Source organism: Mesorhizobium sp. M1A.F.Ca.IN.020.04.1.1 (assembly GCF_003997315.1).
Classification (GTDB): Bacteria; Pseudomonadota; Alphaproteobacteria; order Rhizobiales; family Rhizobiaceae; genus Mesorhizobium.
In genome coordinates, this window is the sequence record NZ_RZSN01000003.1 from 45071 (window position 1) to 60563 (window position 15493).

General features: G+C 63.8%; 18 protein-coding genes and 1 tRNA gene. 5 read left to right on the top strand and 14 right to left on the bottom strand.

Features of this window, described 5'->3' with window-relative positions; genetic code table 11:
* Positions 1–245 precede the first annotated feature (245 nt).
* The 6 genes from EOA49_RS01755 to EOA49_RS01780 all read right to left on the bottom strand — a co-directional run bounded on the left by EOA49_RS01755 (position 246) and on the right by EOA49_RS01780 (position 4716).
* Positions 246–1175 (bottom strand): electron transfer flavoprotein subunit alpha/FixB family protein, encoded by a 930-nt coding sequence (locus EOA49_RS01755; RefSeq protein ID WP_095799913.1) that lies wholly within the window; start codon positions 1173–1175, stop codon positions 246–248.
* Positions 1176–1199: 24 nt separating this feature from the next.
* Positions 1200–1949 carry an electron transfer flavoprotein subunit beta/FixA family protein gene (locus tag EOA49_RS01760; protein WP_127216820.1) on the bottom strand — a complete coding sequence of 250 codons (750 nt, stop codon included), beginning with the start codon at positions 1947–1949 and terminating at the stop codon, positions 1200–1202.
* 248 nt (positions 1950–2197) lie between these two features.
* Positions 2198–3007, bottom strand: coding sequence for a rhomboid family intramembrane serine protease (locus tag EOA49_RS01765; protein ID WP_127240568.1), 810 nt, complete (start codon positions 3005–3007; stop codon positions 2198–2200).
* Between the two features lie 25 nt (positions 3008–3032).
* Positions 3033–3614: a cob(I)yrinic acid a,c-diamide adenosyltransferase gene (locus tag EOA49_RS01770; RefSeq protein WP_127240567.1), complete on the bottom strand. Its 582-nt coding sequence runs from the start codon at positions 3612–3614 to the stop codon at positions 3033–3035.
* Between the two features lie 18 nt (positions 3615–3632).
* Positions 3633–3824 (bottom strand): twin transmembrane helix small protein, encoded by a 192-nt coding sequence (locus EOA49_RS01775; protein ID WP_127240566.1) that lies wholly within the window; start codon positions 3822–3824, stop codon positions 3633–3635.
* Positions 3825–3849: 25 nt separating this feature from the next.
* On the bottom strand, positions 3850–4716 hold the full coding sequence (locus EOA49_RS01780) for an SDR family oxidoreductase (protein WP_127240565.1): 867 nt from the start codon (positions 4714–4716) through the stop codon (positions 3850–3852).
* A gap of 58 nt (positions 4717–4774) precedes the next feature.
* Between EOA49_RS01780 and EOA49_RS01785 the strand changes: the two genes are divergently transcribed.
* Positions 4775–5626 (top strand): YihY/virulence factor BrkB family protein, encoded by an 852-nt coding sequence (locus EOA49_RS01785; RefSeq protein ID WP_127240564.1) that lies wholly within the window; start codon positions 4775–4777, stop codon positions 5624–5626.
* Here EOA49_RS01785 and EOA49_RS01790 read toward each other — a convergent pair.
* Positions 5596–6498: a DMT family transporter gene (locus EOA49_RS01790; RefSeq protein ID WP_127240563.1), complete on the bottom strand. Its 903-nt coding sequence runs from the start codon at positions 6496–6498 to the stop codon at positions 5596–5598. The genes EOA49_RS01785 and EOA49_RS01790 overlap by 31 nt on opposite strands.
* Before the next feature lie 160 nt (positions 6499–6658).
* On the opposite strand from EOA49_RS01790, the gene EOA49_RS01795 reads away from it, so the two are divergent.
* A complete protein-coding gene (locus EOA49_RS01795) occupies positions 6659–6946 on the top strand; it encodes a hypothetical protein (RefSeq protein ID WP_066990158.1) in 288 nt (95 codons plus the stop codon).
* Here the strand turns inward: EOA49_RS01795 and gluQRS are convergent, their stop codons facing one another.
* A complete protein-coding gene (gluQRS, locus tag EOA49_RS01800; protein ID WP_127216533.1) occupies positions 6947–7822 on the bottom strand; it encodes a tRNA glutamyl-Q(34) synthetase GluQRS in 876 nt (291 codons plus the stop codon).
* A 91-nt stretch (positions 7823–7913) separates the two neighbouring features.
* Here gluQRS and EOA49_RS01805 point away from each other — a divergent pair, with 91 nt between their 5' ends.
* The gene (locus EOA49_RS01805; protein ID WP_095779366.1) at positions 7914–8573 is read left to right on the top strand and encodes a DNA-3-methyladenine glycosylase; all 660 of its coding nucleotides are present in this window, start codon (positions 7914–7916) and stop codon (positions 8571–8573) included.
* Between the two features lie 110 nt (positions 8574–8683).
* Positions 8684–9241 (top strand): HNH endonuclease, encoded by a 558-nt coding sequence (locus tag EOA49_RS01810; RefSeq protein WP_066990153.1) that lies wholly within the window; start codon positions 8684–8686, stop codon positions 9239–9241.
* Positions 9242–9460: 219 nt separating this feature from the next.
* Here EOA49_RS01810 and EOA49_RS01815 read toward each other — a convergent pair whose 3' ends face one another.
* Complete coding sequence (locus EOA49_RS01815) at positions 9461–9979, bottom strand: disulfide bond formation protein B (RefSeq protein WP_127240562.1); 519 nt, start codon at positions 9977–9979, stop codon at positions 9461–9463.
* 127 nt (positions 9980–10106) lie between these two features.
* Positions 10107–10697: a YqaA family protein gene (locus EOA49_RS01820; RefSeq protein WP_066990147.1), complete on the bottom strand. Its 591-nt coding sequence runs from the start codon at positions 10695–10697 to the stop codon at positions 10107–10109.
* A 265-nt stretch (positions 10698–10962) separates the two neighbouring features.
* Here EOA49_RS01820 and EOA49_RS01825 point away from each other — a divergent pair.
* Positions 10963–11047: transfer RNA gene (locus tag EOA49_RS01825), tRNA-Leu, on the top strand.
* Positions 11048–11143: 96 nt separating this feature from the next.
* On the opposite strand, the gene EOA49_RS01830 is transcribed toward EOA49_RS01825, so the two are convergent.
* The 4 genes from EOA49_RS01830 to EOA49_RS01845 all read right to left on the bottom strand — a co-directional run bounded on the left by EOA49_RS01830 (position 11144) and on the right by EOA49_RS01845 (position 15448).
* Positions 11144–12343: an MFS transporter gene (locus EOA49_RS01830; protein ID WP_127240571.1), complete on the bottom strand. Its 1200-nt coding sequence runs from the start codon at positions 12341–12343 to the stop codon at positions 11144–11146.
* Between the two features lie 14 nt (positions 12344–12357).
* Entirely contained in the window at positions 12358–13746 is a 1389-nt protein-coding gene (locus EOA49_RS01835; RefSeq protein WP_127240561.1) for an NAD(P)-binding protein, read from the bottom strand.
* Positions 13747–13799: 53 nt separating this feature from the next.
* Positions 13800–14120 carry a metalloregulator ArsR/SmtB family transcription factor gene (locus tag EOA49_RS01840; protein WP_066990141.1) on the bottom strand — a complete coding sequence of 107 codons (321 nt, stop codon included), beginning with the start codon at positions 14118–14120 and terminating at the stop codon, positions 13800–13802.
* 173 nt (positions 14121–14293) lie between these two features.
* On the bottom strand, positions 14294–15448 hold the full coding sequence (locus EOA49_RS01845; RefSeq protein ID WP_127241533.1) for a YncE family protein: 1155 nt from the start codon (positions 15446–15448) through the stop codon (positions 14294–14296).
* Between the last annotated feature and the right edge of the window lie 45 nt (positions 15449–15493).

A 15493-nucleotide genomic window follows, 5' to 3' on the forward strand; every position in this document is an offset into this window, starting at 1 on the left:
CGCTTCTGCGAGGCACGGAAGCGCTCCCTTCTCTTTGTTTCCCTCAATTCCGGACGCAAAGTGGCTCGGCACTTTCCTGGAATTGCCTTTTTTGTTTATCGCAATTCCGGAGGGAAAACCGTACGGACTTTTCCTGGAATTGCGCAAGCCTTTACCGGCCTGCTTTTTGTGCAGTGCAAACTAAAAGGGCGGGGCGACTTCGTCTACCCCACCCTTCCGATTTTAATATGCCAGAGCAGAAAGCGTCAAAGCGCCTTTTGCAGCTCCGGCAGGATGACGAAGAGATCGCCGACGAGACCGTAGTCGGCAACCTGGAAGATCGGCGCTTCCTCGTCCTTGTTGATGGCGACGATGACCTTGGAATCCTTCATGCCGGCAAGATGCTGGATGGCGCCCGAGATGCCGACGGCAATGTAGAGATCGGGGGCGACCACCTTGCCGGTCTGGCCGACCTGCCAGTCATTGGGGGCATAGCCCGCATCGACCGCTGCGCGAGAGGCACCGACAGCGGCGCCGAGCTTGTCGGCGACCGGCAGGATGACTTCCTGGAACTTCTCCGACGAGCCGAGAGCACGGCCACCCGAAATGATGATCTTGGCCGAGGTCAACTCGGGACGGTCGTTTTCGGAGAGCTTGTTCTCGACGAAGGAGGAGAGGCCGGGATTGGCGGCGGCGTTCACCGTCTCGACCGGGGCCGAGCCGCCCTCGGGCGCCCCTTGGAAGGAGGCGGTGCGCACCGTGATCACCTTCTTGGCGTCGGTCGACTGCACGGTCTGGATGGCGTTGCCGGCATAGATCGGCCGCTTGAAGGTGTCGGGCGTGACCACCTCGATGATCTCGGAGACCTGCGCGACGTCGAGCAGGGCCGCCACGCGCGGCGCGACGTTCTTGCCCGCTGAGGTCGCGGGGGCGACGATCGCGTCATAGGAGCCGGCGAGCGAGACGACGAGTGCGGCCAGCGGCTCCGCCAGGCGTTCGGAGAGCTCGTCGGCCTCGGCCAGCAGGACTTTGCGAACACCCTTCAGCTTGGCGGCCGCGTCGCTTGCCGCCTTGGCGCCTTTGCCGGCGACCAGCACATCGACATCCGAGCCGATCTGCAGGGCCGCCGCGAGCGCCTTGGCGGTCTGGTCGGAAAGGCTTGCGTTGTCGTGTTCGGCGATGAGGAGAATTGCCATTTTCCTGTTCCTTTCCTGACCGCTTTAGAGCACGCCGGCTTCGTTCTTGAGCTTCTCGACCAGCTCGGCGACGCTGTTGACCTTGACGCCCGCCTTGCGGCCGCCGGGCTCCTCGGTCTTGATCACCTTCAGGCGCGGCTTGACGTCGGCGCCGTAGTCGGCCGGGCTCTTCTCGTCGAGCGGCTTCTTCTTGGCCTTCATGATGTTGGGGAGCGATGCATAGCGCGGCTGGTTCAAGCGAAGGTCGGCGGTCACGATCGCCGGCATTTTCAGCTCAACCGTCTGCAGGCCGCCGTCGACCTCACGCGTTACCTTGGCATGATCGCCGGCGAGCTCGATCCTGGAGGCGAAGGTGCCTTGCGCCCAGCCAAGCAGCGCCGCCAGCATCTGGCCGGTCTGGTTGCTGTCGTCGTCGATCGCCTGCTTGCCAAGGATGACGAGGCCGGGCTTCTCGGCCTCGACGACGCCCTTCAGTACCTTGGCGACACCCAGCGGCTCGGTCTGCTCGTCGGTCTTGACCAGGATAGCGCGATCAGCGCCCATGGCGAGCGCGGTGCGCAGCGTTTCCTGCGCCTGCTGCGGGCCGATCGAGACGACGATGATCTCCTCGGCCTTGCCGGCTTCCTTGATCCGGATCGCTTCCTCGACCGCGATCTCGTCGAACGGGTTCATCGCCATCTTGACGTTGGCAAGCTCCACGCCCAGTCCGTCGGCCTTGACCCGGACCTTGACGTTCGCGTCCACAACCCGCTTCACGGGCACAAGGATCTTCATTTTCCTGTCACCTCTCCTGAGATAGTCGGGCGCGCTATAGCAGTGTGCGCCTTGTCAGAGTTGTCGAAAGCCGACATTCCGGGCGGAATTCTGGTCTCCAACGGCCAAGAAGCAGTTCCACCCCGATGTTTCGGTTGAGCATGATCGTTCCGAAAAGCGGTTCCCACTTTTCGTGATCATGCTCTGTGGTGGCGTTCCGTAGTGGCGGCAATCCGGCGCGTCAATATGCACGTCGCACTCAAATCGGTTCAGTCTGGCGGCGACGCCGCGCCGCGGCCCCATCGAGGCGCCGTCTGTGCCGGTGCCTCGGGCGTTGGTCCGGGCTCGATCGGGAGAGGGACCTCCTGGACCTTCGGCGTCGGGTCCGGCTCGCCGTCTGCGCCGGCAAGCAGCGGCACGCCGCGACTGCGCAACACCAGGACGAGAACGGCGCCGGCAATGATGCCGCCGATGTGGCAGGCCCAGGAAATCTGATCCTCTCCGCCGGCGGCAAACATCACGAGCTGGAACAGGATCCAAAGGACGAGCGGGATGAAGGCGGGGATGCGCAGGGGAATGCGCGCAAAGGCCAATACCCACACCTTAACTCTCGGATAGAGGATCAGATAGGCCGCAACCACGCCGGCGATGGCGCCGGAGGCGCCGATCAGCGGCACCTGGGAATCCCAGCCGACCAAACCTTGAAAGAAAGCGCCCGCCGCCGCGCAGGCGAGGTAGAAGATCAGGTAGCGGATATGGCCGAGCGCGTCCTCGACATTGTCGCCGAACACCCACAGGAACAGCATATTGCCGCCGAGATGAAAGATGTCGGCATGCAGGAAGGAATAGGTGAGATAGCTGAGGCTTTCGGGAATGACGACGAATTCGGGCGACAGCTCCACCTTGTCATGGACGACAGAGGGGATGAAGCCGAGGCCAAGCACTGCGGCATTGGTGAAGCTCTCGCCGCCAAGCGTGGTCGCGAGATAGACCAAGGCATTCGCGGCGATCAGGCCGATCGTCACATATTGCAGGCGGATGTGGCGGAGCCTGTTGGTGTCATAGAGCGGGATGAACATCGGACCCTCCCGCCATACCCGATTGTCAGCGGTTCTTGCCGGGAACCCATAGCACGTCGCCATTTCCGTTGTCATTGACCGCCCGCGCGGCGACGAACAGGAAGTCGGAGACGCGATTGATGTATTTCAGTGCTTCGCGGTTGACGTGCTCGGCCGGGTCCTGCGCCAGCGCCACCATGAGGCGTTCGGCGCGCCGTGTTACGGTGCGCGCAAGATGCAGGGCTGCCGCGGCAGGCGTGCCGCCGTTCAGCACGAAGGATTTCAGCGGCTGCAGGTCGTTGTTGAGAGCATCGATGTCCTTTTCGACGCGCCCGGTCTGCGCGGCGACGATGCGCAGCGGCTCGTAGTCGAGCGGTTTGCCGTCGTCCGGCACCGCAAGATCGGCGCCGAGGTCGAAAAGATCGTTCTGGATGCGGGAGAGCATGGCGTCGAGCACCGGATGATCGGTTGCGGTGTGGACGCGCGCCATGCCGACGCAGGCATTTGCTTCGTCCACCGTCCCGTAGGCTTCGACGCGCAGATCTGACTTCAGGCGCCGCTCGCCGCTGCCCAGACCGGTGGTGCCGTCGTCTCCGGTGCGGGTATAGATCTTGTTGAGCTTGACCACGTTCTCCTCCCCGGCCCGTTACTTGCGGGTGAAGTAGACGGTCAGCATGATCAGCACCAGAGCTATGAACTGCAGCAGCACGCGGGCCTGCATCAGCTTGTTGGAGGTGAAGCCGGAGCCGCCGCGCATCATGTTGACGAGGCCGCGGATCAGCACGAACACGACGGCGGCCATGACGACAATGGCGAGGAAGTTGAAGACGGTTGCCATGTGGCTGGCTCCAGTTGGGTTTCGGTCAGGCCCGCCTGGCGAGCACGCGGTAGAGCATAGAGGCCGGCAGGATGCGCTTGAGCGCGACGCCGATTCTGGCCGGCACCGTTACCACATAATGCGGGTGCGGGCGCTGTGACAGAAGCGCGTGGCGCAAGGCGGCATGGACCACCTCAGGTCCGGGCTTCAGACGCGACACGCTGCCGCCGGCCTTGAGCCGCGCCAGCTGCGCCTGGTAGTCGGCGCGGTGAACGGAGTTCTCGACGTCGATGTTCTTCAAGAACCATGCCAAGCCGTTGCTGGCGATCTTCGAGGTCACCGGCCCCGGCTCGATCAACGAGACATGAATGCCGCTGCCTTCGAGCTCCTGGCGCAGGCAAAGCATCAGGCCTTCGACGGCATGTTTCGACGCCGAATAGGCGCCGCGAAAACGGACCGGGGCGAGCCCCAGGATCGAGGAGCAGTGGACGAGGCGGCCGTGGCCCTGGCGGCGCATGACGCGCACGACGCGGCGGGTCAGGTCGTGCCAGCCGAAGAAATTGGCTTCGAACTGCTCGCGCAGCGCTTCGACCGGCAGGTCCTCGACGGCACCGGGCTGCGCGTAGGCGCCATTGTTGAACAGCGCGTCGAGCGTGCCGCCCGTGCGCTCCAGCACGGCATCGGCCAGGGCGGCGATGGACTCAGGCTCACGATAGTCGAGATAGAAGGCTTCGATGCCTTCCGCCTCGAGCGCGGCGATGTCGGCCGGTGTGCGCGCCGTGGCGAACACGCGCCAGCCTTCCGCCTTCAGTGCGCGCGCGCAATAGGCGCCTATGCCGGAGGAGGTGCCGGTGACGATGATGCTGCGCAACTGTTCAGCGGTGGGCAACGTTGTGGGACCTGGGGTTGCCATTTGCCGCAATCCCTTCCCATATTCGCGGCGTCGACACAATCGAGCGGAGCGCGGGTCCTTGCTCAGGAATATCGTCGCGGTCAAGCGCGTGCTCTACGATGCGATCGGCCATTTCACCACCGACGACGGCTGGGCAATGGCCAGCCATCTGGCGATCACTTCGCTGATGGCGCTGTTTCCGTTCCTGATCTTCGCAACGACGCTGGCCAGCTTTCTCGGCGCGCGCGCCTTCGCCGACACGGCCGTGCATCTGGTCTTCGACACCTGGCCGGAGCAGATTGCCAAGCCGATCGCGCGCGAGGTGCAGAATGTGCTCACCGTGCGGCGCAGCGACCTCCTGACCTACGGCGTGCTCTTGGCCGCCTACTTCGCCTCGAACGGCATCGAGGCGCTGCGCACCTCGCTCAACCGCGCCTATCGCGTTACCGAGACGCGCGGCATCATCCATCGGAGGGTGCAGAGCATCGTCTTCGTGCTGATCGCAACGGCCTGTTTTCTCGCCGTCAGCGTGCTTCTGGTGTTCGCGCCCCTGCTCGCGCGGCTGGCCGAGGCGCATCTGGAATGGATCAAGCCCTATATGGGCACGATCACCATATGGCGTTACGTGATCGCCTCGACGGTCATCGTCATCGGCCTGTTCGCGGTGCATATCTGGCTGCCGGCCGGCAAGCGCCGCTTCGTTTCCATCGTTCCGGGCATCGTCTTCACGCTGGTCGCGTGGCTGGCCGGCTCGACCATCTTCGCCACCTATCTCGACCATTTCTCGTCCTATGTGACGACCTATGCGGGGTTGGCCTCGATCATGATCGCGGTGGTGTTCCTCTACATCATCTCGGCCATTTTCATCCTTGGCGGCGAGCTCAATGCCGCGATCAGCCGCTATCTCGAGGCGCGCGCCCGCGTGGGTTGAGCTCTGTCCTGACGGGCGGTCGCGAGCCCGACGCCCAAAGTGGCGATCGCCATGCCGGCGATCTGCAGCAGAGTGAGCTCTTCGCCGAACAGAGCCCACGCGATGACGGCGGTTACGGCGGGCACAAGATAGAACAGCGATGCGACCTTCGACATCTCGCCGTCCCTGATCATCACCATCAACAGGAAGATGGCGCCGAGAGACAGCACCAGGACCAGCCATGCCACGGCAAAGATGAGCTCGCCGTTGACGGTGATGGTGCGCGTCTCGAAGGCGAGCGACCCCAGGATCGTGACGACCGAGCCGCCGACATACTGCCACATGGTCGCCGAGACGAGGTCGCCGCCGGAGGCGAAGCGCTTTTGCCAGATCGTACCAGCGGCCATGCCGAGCACCGAGACCAGCGAGGCCGTCAGCGTTGCCGCGGTAACGCCGCCGCCAATCATGCCGAGCTTCGGCCACAGCACGATGACGACGCCCAGAAGCCCGACGGCAAGGCCCGCCCAATGGCGCGGCAGGATCGTCTCGCCGAGAAATTTGCCGGCGAGCACCGCCGTGATTAGCGGCTGCAGGCCGACGATCAGCGCCGAAAGCCCGGCCGGCATGCCTCTGTGGATCGCCCAGAAGACGCCGCCCAGATAGACGCCGTGCATTAGGACGCCGGCCACCGTCGCATGAAGCGCCTCCTCGCGGGTGGCCCGTCGCGAGCCGATAAGGACGGTCAGTCCCGCAAACAGGATCGCCGCCAGCACGAAGCGGATGGCAAGGAAGGTGAACGGCTCCGCCCATGGCATTGCATAGCGCGCGCCGATGAAGCCGGTCGCCCACAGAACGACGAAAGAGGCGGGGATGAACCGCTTGATGCTGTGCATTGGAAGGAGGGCTCTGGCTGCGCGTGAAAAGTTGATGTCGGCAATTGCTCTAATGCCGATCAATTCGGCAAGCAAAACGAAACGGTTGATCCATAAGCTCATCCGAATTCAACAAACGGTGCCAAGAGGGGCATGGCGTTAAGGCACGCCATGAGCAGGCATGCTTTTGCATCTCGGGACGACATGGCTGCTGTTCGCGGTCGCCACCGTCGCGGTCTTCGGATTCTTCTTCGGCACCGCGCTCGATGCCATCATGAAGGATGACGGCTTCGGCTCGACCGGCAACACGCTGCTCTTCACGCTGGGCTTTTTCGTTGCGGTGATGATCGCCAACGAGCACGGCATCACCTTCCGGGATATCAAGCTAGCTGTGGCATGGGGATTGAGCGGCGCCTTCGTCTTCATCAGCGTGATGGCGCTGATCAAGGCCGGACTGGCTCGCTTGTAGTCAAAGCCCAACCAGCCGCATCACATCCTGCGGCGACACGCCTGCCTGCCTGAGTGCGGCAAGGCCGGTGTCCTTGAAACTCTTGGACAGCTTGCGGCCGTCTGAGCCGAGGATCAGCCGATGGTGGAAGTAGCGCGGTGCGGGCAGACCGAGCAGGTCCTGCAACAGGCGCTGCACGCTGGTCGCCGCGTAAAGGTCCTGACCACGCACGACATGGCTGACGCCCTGCAGCGCGTCGTCGACGACGACTGCGAGATGGTAGCTGGTTGGGATATCGCGGCGCGCCACGATGACGTCGCCCCAGGCCTGCGGCGTTGCGTCGACCGTGTGCGTCGCGGCCATAGCCTCGTCAGTGAACTCGACCCATGACAAGGCGCCCGGCACGCGTGCCATTGCTGCCTCGATGTCGAGCCGCCAGGCAAAAGGCGTGTTCTCGGCAATGCGCCGCCTGCGCTCCTTAGACGGAAGTGCCTTGTCGAGCGGCGGGTAAAGCGGCACGCCGTCGGGGTCGCGCGGCCAGTCGCGGCCGCGTTTCTCGGTCTCGGCAATGAAGGCGCGGATCTCGCCGCGGCTCATGAAGGCGGGATAGACGAGTTCCTCGGCGATCAGCCGGTCGAGCACGGCCCTGTATTCGGAAAAATGTTCGGACTGGCGCCGCACGGGCTCTTCCCATTCGAACCCCAGCCATTCCAGGTCGCGGAATATGCCGGCCTCGAATTCCGGCGTGCAGCGGATGACATCGATGTCCTCGATGCGCAGCAACAGCCGTCCTCCCGCCCGCGCCGCCATTTGCCGGTTCAGCAGGGCCGAATAGGCATGGCCGAGATGCAGCTCGCCATTGGGGCTCGGCGCGAAGCGGAATGTCAGGAGCGTCATGTCTCGGACGGCATTCGGGTTGAAAGGCGCTTCCGCCGGTTGATAGTTAGCATCAATTGCCACTTCATGAGCGCCCTGGGAACAAGCAAACGTGCAACGCATCGCCTCGCTCGACGACATTGCGGCAGGACTCGACGCGCTCTGCCTGCTCGATCCACGGCTGGAGAAGGTACGCGGCATGGCCGGCGAGGTGCCGCTGAGGCTCTCCGAGCCGGGATTCGGCAGCCTCGCGTCGATCATCGTCTCGCAGCAAGTGTCCCGCGCCAGCGCCGATGCCATTTTCGGCCGGCTGATCAGGCTGGTCGATCCGCTGACGCCGGAAGGCATCCTTTGCGCCGGCGAGGATATTTTCCGCGAGGCCGGCCTGTCGCGGCCGAAGCAGCGCGGGCTGATCGCCATCGCGCGAGCCGTGGCCGGCGGGCTTGACCTCCACCATCTCTGCTCGCTCGACGCCGACGAGGCGATCGCGGCGATGACGGCGGTGCCGGGCATCGGACCGTGGACGGCGGAGTGCTACCTGCTGTTCGCCGCCGGCCACCCCGATGTGTTTCCCGCGCGCGACGTCGCGCTGCAGACGGCGGTCGGCCATGCCCTGGGCATCGACCCTCGTCCGCCGGAGAAAACTCTGATTCGACTGGCCGAATCATGGAGCCCGTGGCGAGGGGTCGCGTCGCGGCTTTTCTGGGCCTACTATCGGGAATTGAAGGGCAGGGACGCGGCGCCACCTGTCGAGATGGCCGAAAAAGCATGAAAATCATGCGTTTTTGAACGTTTCGCCGAACGACAATCCGCTTCACATCCCTGTCATGTCGGGCTTACAGTATCCGTGGCGTTCGGTTTGGAACGAAGGAGGCCAACTACGTGACGGTTGCCGTATCTCCGGATGGGCTTCCCGCGCTGGTGCTGAATGCGGATTACCGTCCGCTCAGCTATTACCCCCTGTCGCTCTGGTCGTGGCAGGACGCCATCAAGGCTGTCTTCCTCGACCGGGTCAATATCGTCGCCGAATACGAACACGCCGTCTCCTCGCCGACCTTCTCGATGAAGCTGCCGAGCGTGGTGAGTCTGAAGGCCTATGTGAGGCCGTCGCGGCATCCCGCCTTCACCCGCTTCAACGTCTTTCTGCGCGACCGCTTCCAGTGCCAGTATTGCGGCACGACCGACGATCTCACCTTCGACCATGTCATCCCGCGCCATCGCGGCGGGGCGACGACCTGGGAGAACGTCGTGGCCGCCTGCTCGCCCTGCAATCTCAGGAAAGGCGGCATGATGCCGGCGCAGGCCAAGATGTGGCCGCTGCAAAAACCCTATCAGCCGACCGTGCACGATCTGCACAATAACGGCCGCCTGTTCCCGCCCAACCATCTGCATGAAAGCTGGATGGATTATCTCTACTGGGATGTCGAATTGGAACCTTGAGATCGTTCGATAATTCGGGAGGCTGGCTGCCTGAAGCAAGCGTCTGCGCTTCCGGTGCTCACGTGCTTTTTGTAGCTGCCGCATGTCCTTTTCGGAAAACCGAAACCACTTTTCCGGCACATGCGGGAGTCCGCTCCGCTCCGGTTCTCGACGCTCACTTCATTCGACTCAGCGCGCCGAATTCTTTGAACGATCTCGCGTTGGCGCTTTCGTGGCAGCTCAGTCGCGCGCGAGCGCGCAGCGTAAGGCGACGGCGGCCAGGATGAGGCTGGCGATGGCGTTCCAGCCAGCGAGCGACAAGCCGAGGATGCGAAGCGCGGCCTTGTCGCAGGAGGGCGGCACGAACTTGTCCAGCGCATCGAGCACGCCCTTGCCGCCGGTGTCGACCGGACCGGCGCCAGCCGTGCAGTCGGCGGGACCAGGCCACCACGCCCATTCGACGCCGGAATGGTAGACGCCGAGATAGAGGCCATACAGCATCAAGAGGCCACCGATCCCCAGCAGGCTGCGCGTCAACCAGGCCGGCGCGCGCATCATCGAGGCAGCGGCCGCCACCAGCATCAGCGGCGCGCCGATGTAGTAGGGCGTGCGCTGCTCCAGGCAGAGATGGCAGGGGATGTAGCCGCCGATATACTGGAAGGCGAGTGCCGAGCCGACGGTCGCCGCCATGGCGACGGCCAGGAACAGCGCGGCACGCGTCCGCTGGCGTCCAGTGTCGGCGGTCATGGTCGCTGTCATCGGTCGTGATCCGTTCGCTTGGCACCTAAAGCGCGCCGCGCAGAAATGAATTCAGGCGCCGCGCTTGAGTCTTGTTTCGATGCATGTCGTTCTCCCAAAACCGCTGCGCACTTTTGGGCGACATGCATTATCCGTGAGCGTATCTGACCGCGATATAGAGCAAAATAAGGGCAGCGGCGCCGGCGCTGACGATCATGCCCAGCCGTTTCTCGATGAACTCCCTGATCGACTCGCCGTAGCGGCGCAGCAGCCAGGCAAGCAGCAGAAAACGGGCGCCGCGCGCAACGATCGCCAGCCCGATGAACAGCAGGAGGTTGACGCCGATGACGCCCGACAGGATCGTCACGACCTTGATCGGCGGCAAATGCGCCGCGCCCGAGGTGATCAGCATCAGGACGATGAAGCCGACGCCGGATGAGGTGCGCAGCTGCTCGAACTCGTCATACTTGCCGTAGAATTCCAGAATCGGCTTGGCGACCGCCTCGTAGGCGTAGTGGCCGATGAACCAGCCGGCGACGCCGCCGAGCACCGAGGCCACCGTTGCTACCAGCGCGTAGCGATAGGCGCGCTCCGGCTTGGACAGCGCCATCGGCAGATAGAGCACGTCGGCCGGCACCAGAAAGACGGAGCTTTCCACGAAGGCGATGAAGGCCAGCCACCATTCGGCCGATTTCCTTGCCGCCAAGGACATCGTCCAGTCGTAAAGTCCGCGAAGCATCGGCTCTCCTGAAAAGCGCGCAGTGGTTTTGGACACCGGGCGGCAGGAAGACAAGGTCCCAAAGCGCCGCATCCACCCTTTGGGATCCGAGGCGCCTCAACGCATTCCCTGTCTAGAAAGATTTTCCGCGCCACACAATGGCGGGACGTTCACCAGACTGAAAGGCATGGCCGGGTGCAGTAAGCGCTTGCAAATCGGCAACAGGCCAGTTGACGAAAGCCTGTCCGCCCGTATAGTCCGCGCCCATCCAGGCCGCCCGGCCTGAGCCCCTATGGCGGAATTGGTAGACGCGCTCGACTCAAAATCGAGTTCCGCAAGGAGTGCTGGTTCGATCCCGGCTAGGGGCACCAATTGGTCTCTTTGACATCAACCAGGCAGTTGCCGAAGTGACGGAGGTTCATGGGCTGGCCAACCACTTCACAGGGCTACCGGCCGGTTACAAAGCATCACTGCGCCTGTACCTCTAAGGTTCGACGACGGAAGATCAGCCAGCCAAGGCTACACGCCAGTCCGACGTTCAGCAGCGCCAAGCCAGCGAGAGCTGCTAGAGTGCCGTGAGCGCCCACATGCTCCAACAATAGCGCTCCGACAGACGGCGCTGCTGCTTGAGCGATCAAGCTGGGCATGGCAAGTCGCCCCATCAGTCTCGCGTATCCCGACGGACCGAACAGAGCGAGCGGCAGCGTGCCTCGCGCTATCGTTTCGAGGCCGATGCCTGCACCGTAGAACGCCAGCGCCACAGGCACCACCGGAACCCCGGCCCAGAGCGCACCAATGCCGATGGCGACGAAGCTCACCGACGCGAACTTGGTCCAGATGGGATGATGGTAGCGGGCGATGATCATCTCGACGGCACGCGCCGACACCTGAGCGGGGCCGACCAGTGCCCCGAGCCCAACGGCAGCGGCGAGCGCCATGCCGCTGGCCTGCGAGATGGTGAGGAGATGAACCGACACAGTCGACGAAATGACCGCCGCCAAGGTCAGCGTGGCAGCCAGGACGACCATGATCGGAACTGAGGCCGGCTGAACTGGGGTGCCAACCTGCTCCTTTCCCGGCCGATCTGTGACGCTCGGCAGCGGTATCCCACGCGGCAACATTCCGAGATACAGAGGCAGGGCGAAGAACAACTGGACCGAAGCATAGACGAGGCATGTGCCGCGCCAGCCCGTCTCGCCCATCAGGAAGGCCGAGATCGGCCAACAGAACGTGCTGGCGAAGCCGCCGAACAGCGAAAGGGTTGTGATGGCCGAGCGCGCGCTATGCCCGTAGAGCCGGCCGAGGGTCGCGAAAGCGGCATCGTACAAGCCCGCCCCCATTCCAAGCCCAACAACGAGCCACGCTGCGATGTAGGCGGCAAGGTTCGGCGAGGCAGCGAGCCCGATCTGGCCGATGCCGATGCAGCCGGCGCTGAACGCAAGAACGTTCCGGCCGCCGTGGCGCTCAATGGACGAGCCGACGCGAGGTGAGATCAGTCCGGCGACGAGCAGGCCAAGCGACAATCCACCCACGACCCAAGGCAGCGGCCAGCCGGTGTCGGCGGCGACCTTTGGTGCAATCACCGCCGGCAGGTAATAGGTGGACCCCCAGGCCATGATTTGGGTCAGGCCGAGGACGGTGATGATCGTTCGGCGACTGCGTTCCATCGGGCGTGGTGCGATTAGGCTGCCACCCCGCACCCGCAGCCACCCTTGCCAGCGGCCTTCGCTTCAGCATCGGCGACACAACAGGCGGCAGCCTCTGAAGAAGCGGGACCACCACAGCATCCGCCAGCGGTCGCGCGTATGGTCGACTGGGGAACCGTGCAGACGCCGGTTTCGGGTAGCACCAGTTGCACCGCATCCGCAGCCGCCATGTCGCCAGCGAGGGCTGCCGCGACCGATCGCACCTGTTCATACCCGGTCAGCAGCAAGAAGGTCGGGGCGCGGCCGTAGCTCTTAACGCCGACAGTGTAGAAGTCGGGCTCGGGGTGGCTCAGTTCGCGATAACCGTGCGGGGGAACATCGCCGCAGGAGTGCTCGTTGGGGTCGATCAGAGGTCCCAGCGCCTTTACGCCCTCAAGCCATGGGTCAAGATCAAGCCTAAGCTCGCGCGTAAGGGACAGATCGGGCCGCTGGCCGGTCGCCGCGATGATGCAGTCGAAAGGCCCGAGAGTTTGTAGGCCATCCTTCGTTTGACCTTCGACTGCCAGGCGGCCGTTTGAGCTGCGGATGGCCAGCGTTGCGAACCCAGTGACGAGCTTTGTGCGCCCGCTCTCCGCAAGTTCGCGAACGTCAGAACCAAGCTCGCCACGGGCAGGCAGTTGATCCAAGTCTCCGCCGCTGTAAATGCGAACCAGATCGGTCCCGCGTGTCGCCCAGACAAAAGTGGTTCCCGGCTCAACCGCAGCCAGCCTATCGAGATCGAGCAGGGCATTGGCGGCCGAATGGCCCGAACCGACAACAAGCGTGGCGCGGCCAGCATAAAGGGTGCGGTCGCGGCCGAGAATGTCGGGAATGCCATAGGCGATCTGGTCTGCGAACTCCGCTTCGCCCTCCGCCGGGACACCACCGGCCCCAAGTGGATTTGGCGTCTGCCACGTACCTGAGACGTCAACGACGGCCCGTGCACTGTCGCGCCTGATGCCTTCCCCGGTTTCGACCACCAGCATGAACGGTCGCCCCTTTCGATCTTTGCTCAAGACCTTGTCTGCGCCCCAGCGGGAAACAGCAGTCACGCGCGCACTGGTTTCGATGGACGAGGAGAGTTCAGGGAGCCTTGCTAGCGGCTCAAGGTAGCGGGCAATCAGTTCATCAGCGGTGGGGAACGCCTCGGGCTTGGGCATCGTCCAGCCGCTCTCCTCAAGACGCTTTCGGGCCGCCTGATCAACACAGTAGCGCCAAGGCGTGAACACCCGGACATGGCCCCAGTCCTTGAGATTTGTGGCGATGCCAGCGCCGGCCTCATAGACCTTCACCGGGAGCCCCCTTTGGATGAGCTGGACGGCAGCCGCCAAGCCGACCGGGCCGGCTCCGATGACGGCGACAGGGAGGGCGTCAGGGTCATTCATTGACATTTTTTCCATCCTTCCGGGATCATCGAAATACGATGCAAAAAAAGAGGCTATGCCGCCGCGTCGCTCTCCGTCGCGCCGCAAGCTGCGTCAGCACAGCACTCGTCAGCCAGGAAGCCGATCAAGTCGCGCATGATAGGATAGTTGGCCCGGCAGATGAGGGTCGTCGCCTGACGCTCCTGCGTCACGAGGCCGGTCAGAATGAGGCGATGCAGGTGATGGGACAGCGTCGAGGCCGCGATGCCAAGGGTGTCTTGCAAGTACCCCACCGGCCGGCCAGCTTCGCCGGCTCTGACCAGTGTGCGATAGAGCTTGAGCCGTGTCGGGTTGCCGATGGCTTCGAGCTGTTTTGCGGCTTGTTCGAGTTTCATGGAAATAGACTGCACCCTCCGCCGCCGCCGGTCAACTCCTATTTCGACAATGATCGAAATACGGTCAGACGAGTTCCAATGCCTCGGCAGCAAGCCGTCGCGGAAGGTCAGCGGAGATGGTGCCAAGGCTCCATTGGGATTGAGGTCGTCAGCATGTGCAGGTCACCGACACCCTACCGCATATTCCCCGTATGCCCCTGCGAGTAGCGCCCCGGCTGCGGCCACACCGTCAGGCCGTGCGGCTCGACGCCGACGCGGATCTTCGTCACGGCGCCCGACGTCGTGTCGATCATATAGACCTCGCTGTCGAACCGGCCGGAGAGCCAGAGCTGCTTGCCGTCGGCGCCGACATTGCCCATGTCGGGGCTGCCGCCGCCGGGGATCGGCCATTGGGCGACGACCGAGCGGGTCGCGAAGTCGATCACCGTCACGCTGCCAGGCCCGTCGGCACGGCCCTGTTCCATTTTGTGCGAGCCGCGGTTCGAGACATAGAGCCGCTTGCCGTCGCGGCTGACGACGAAGCCGTGCGCGCCAATGCCCGTTGGAATGAAGCCAATCTCCTTGAAGCTGTCGCCGTCGATCAGGAAGACGCCGTCATTCATCATGTCGGCGACGTAGAAGACCTTGCCGTCGGGCGAGAGTCTTATGTCCTGCGGCATGCCCATCTTCGACAGGTCGAGATGGCCGAGCACCTTGCGGTTCTTCAGGTCGATCTTGGCCAGTCCGCCGTCGCCATATTCGCAGGTGAAGATCGCATAGGAATTGTCGGCCGCGAAATCGGCATGGTTGATGCCGGGGCAGGCCGGTGTCGGGATGACGGCTTGCAGCGCCATGGTCCGCGGATCGCGCAAATCGAGCCGCCTCAGGGCCTCGTCGACGATGATGGCGGCGCTGCCGTCCGGCATGAAATACATGTTGTAAGGATCGTCGACCGGCACCTGCTTGCCGGGCTTTCCGGTCGTCGGGTCGATCGGCGTCAGGCTGCCGTTCTTGCCGGTGCCGTTATTGGCCACCCAAAGCGTCTTCAGGTCCCAGGAAGGAACGACGTGCTGCGGCTTGCTGCCGACCGCAAACCTGTCGACCTCCTTCAGCGTCGCCGGGTCGATGACGGAAACGCTGTTCGAGGAACGGTTGGGCACATAGACGCGCGGCAACGCAGCTGCCGCGGCTGGAGCCATATGGCCGGCGGTGGTGTGGCTGTAGATGTCGACGGGCGCAGGCTCGGAGCAATCCTCGGGGCAGGACTCGGCGAAGGCTCGCGCCGGGAGCATGGCGAGCAGGACAAGCGGCGCACAGAGGCGGGCGAAGCGCAGGAAGGTTTCGAACATCTGGATTGCTTTGTGAAGAGGCAGGCCGGATCCGGCCGCCGGATG

Coding starts and splice junctions, on each gene's coding strand:
- EOA49_RS01840 (WP_066990141.1), bottom strand. CDS start 14,120: ATGAAACTCGAACAAGCCGCAAAACAGCTCGAAGCCATCGGCAACCCG.
- EOA49_RS01815 (WP_127240562.1), bottom strand. CDS start 9,979: ATGACAGCGACCATGACCGCCGACACTGGACGCCAGCGGACGCGTGCC.
- EOA49_RS01775 (WP_127240566.1), bottom strand. CDS start 3,824: ATGGCAACCGTCTTCAACTTCCTCGCCATTGTCGTCATGGCCGCCGTC.
- EOA49_RS01820 (WP_066990147.1), bottom strand. CDS start 10,697: ATGCTTCGCGGACTTTACGACTGGACGATGTCCTTGGCGGCAAGGAAA.
- EOA49_RS01790 (WP_127240563.1), bottom strand. CDS start 6,498: ATGCACAGCATCAAGCGGTTCATCCCCGCCTCTTTCGTCGTTCTGTGG.
- EOA49_RS01795 (WP_066990158.1), top strand. CDS start 6,659: ATGCTTTTGCATCTCGGGACGACATGGCTGCTGTTCGCGGTCGCCACC.
- EOA49_RS01780 (WP_127240565.1), bottom strand. CDS start 4,716: ATGGCAACCCCAGGTCCCACAACGTTGCCCACCGCTGAACAGTTGCGC.
- EOA49_RS01760 (WP_127216820.1), bottom strand. CDS start 1,949: ATGAAGATCCTTGTGCCCGTGAAGCGGGTTGTGGACGCGAACGTCAAG.
- EOA49_RS01755 (WP_095799913.1), bottom strand. CDS start 1,175: ATGGCAATTCTCCTCATCGCCGAACACGACAACGCAAGCCTTTCCGAC.
- EOA49_RS01765 (WP_127240568.1), bottom strand. CDS start 3,007: ATGTTCATCCCGCTCTATGACACCAACAGGCTCCGCCACATCCGCCTG.
- EOA49_RS01835 (WP_127240561.1), bottom strand. CDS start 13,746: ATGAATGACCCTGACGCCCTCCCTGTCGCCGTCATCGGAGCCGGCCCG.
- EOA49_RS01830 (WP_127240571.1), bottom strand. CDS start 12,343: ATGGAACGCAGTCGCCGAACGATCATCACCGTCCTCGGCCTGACCCAA.
- EOA49_RS01845 (WP_127241533.1), bottom strand. CDS start 15,448: ATGTTCGAAACCTTCCTGCGCTTCGCCCGCCTCTGTGCGCCGCTTGTC.
- gluQRS (WP_127216533.1), bottom strand. CDS start 7,822: ATGACGCTCCTGACATTCCGCTTCGCGCCGAGCCCCAATGGCGAGCTG.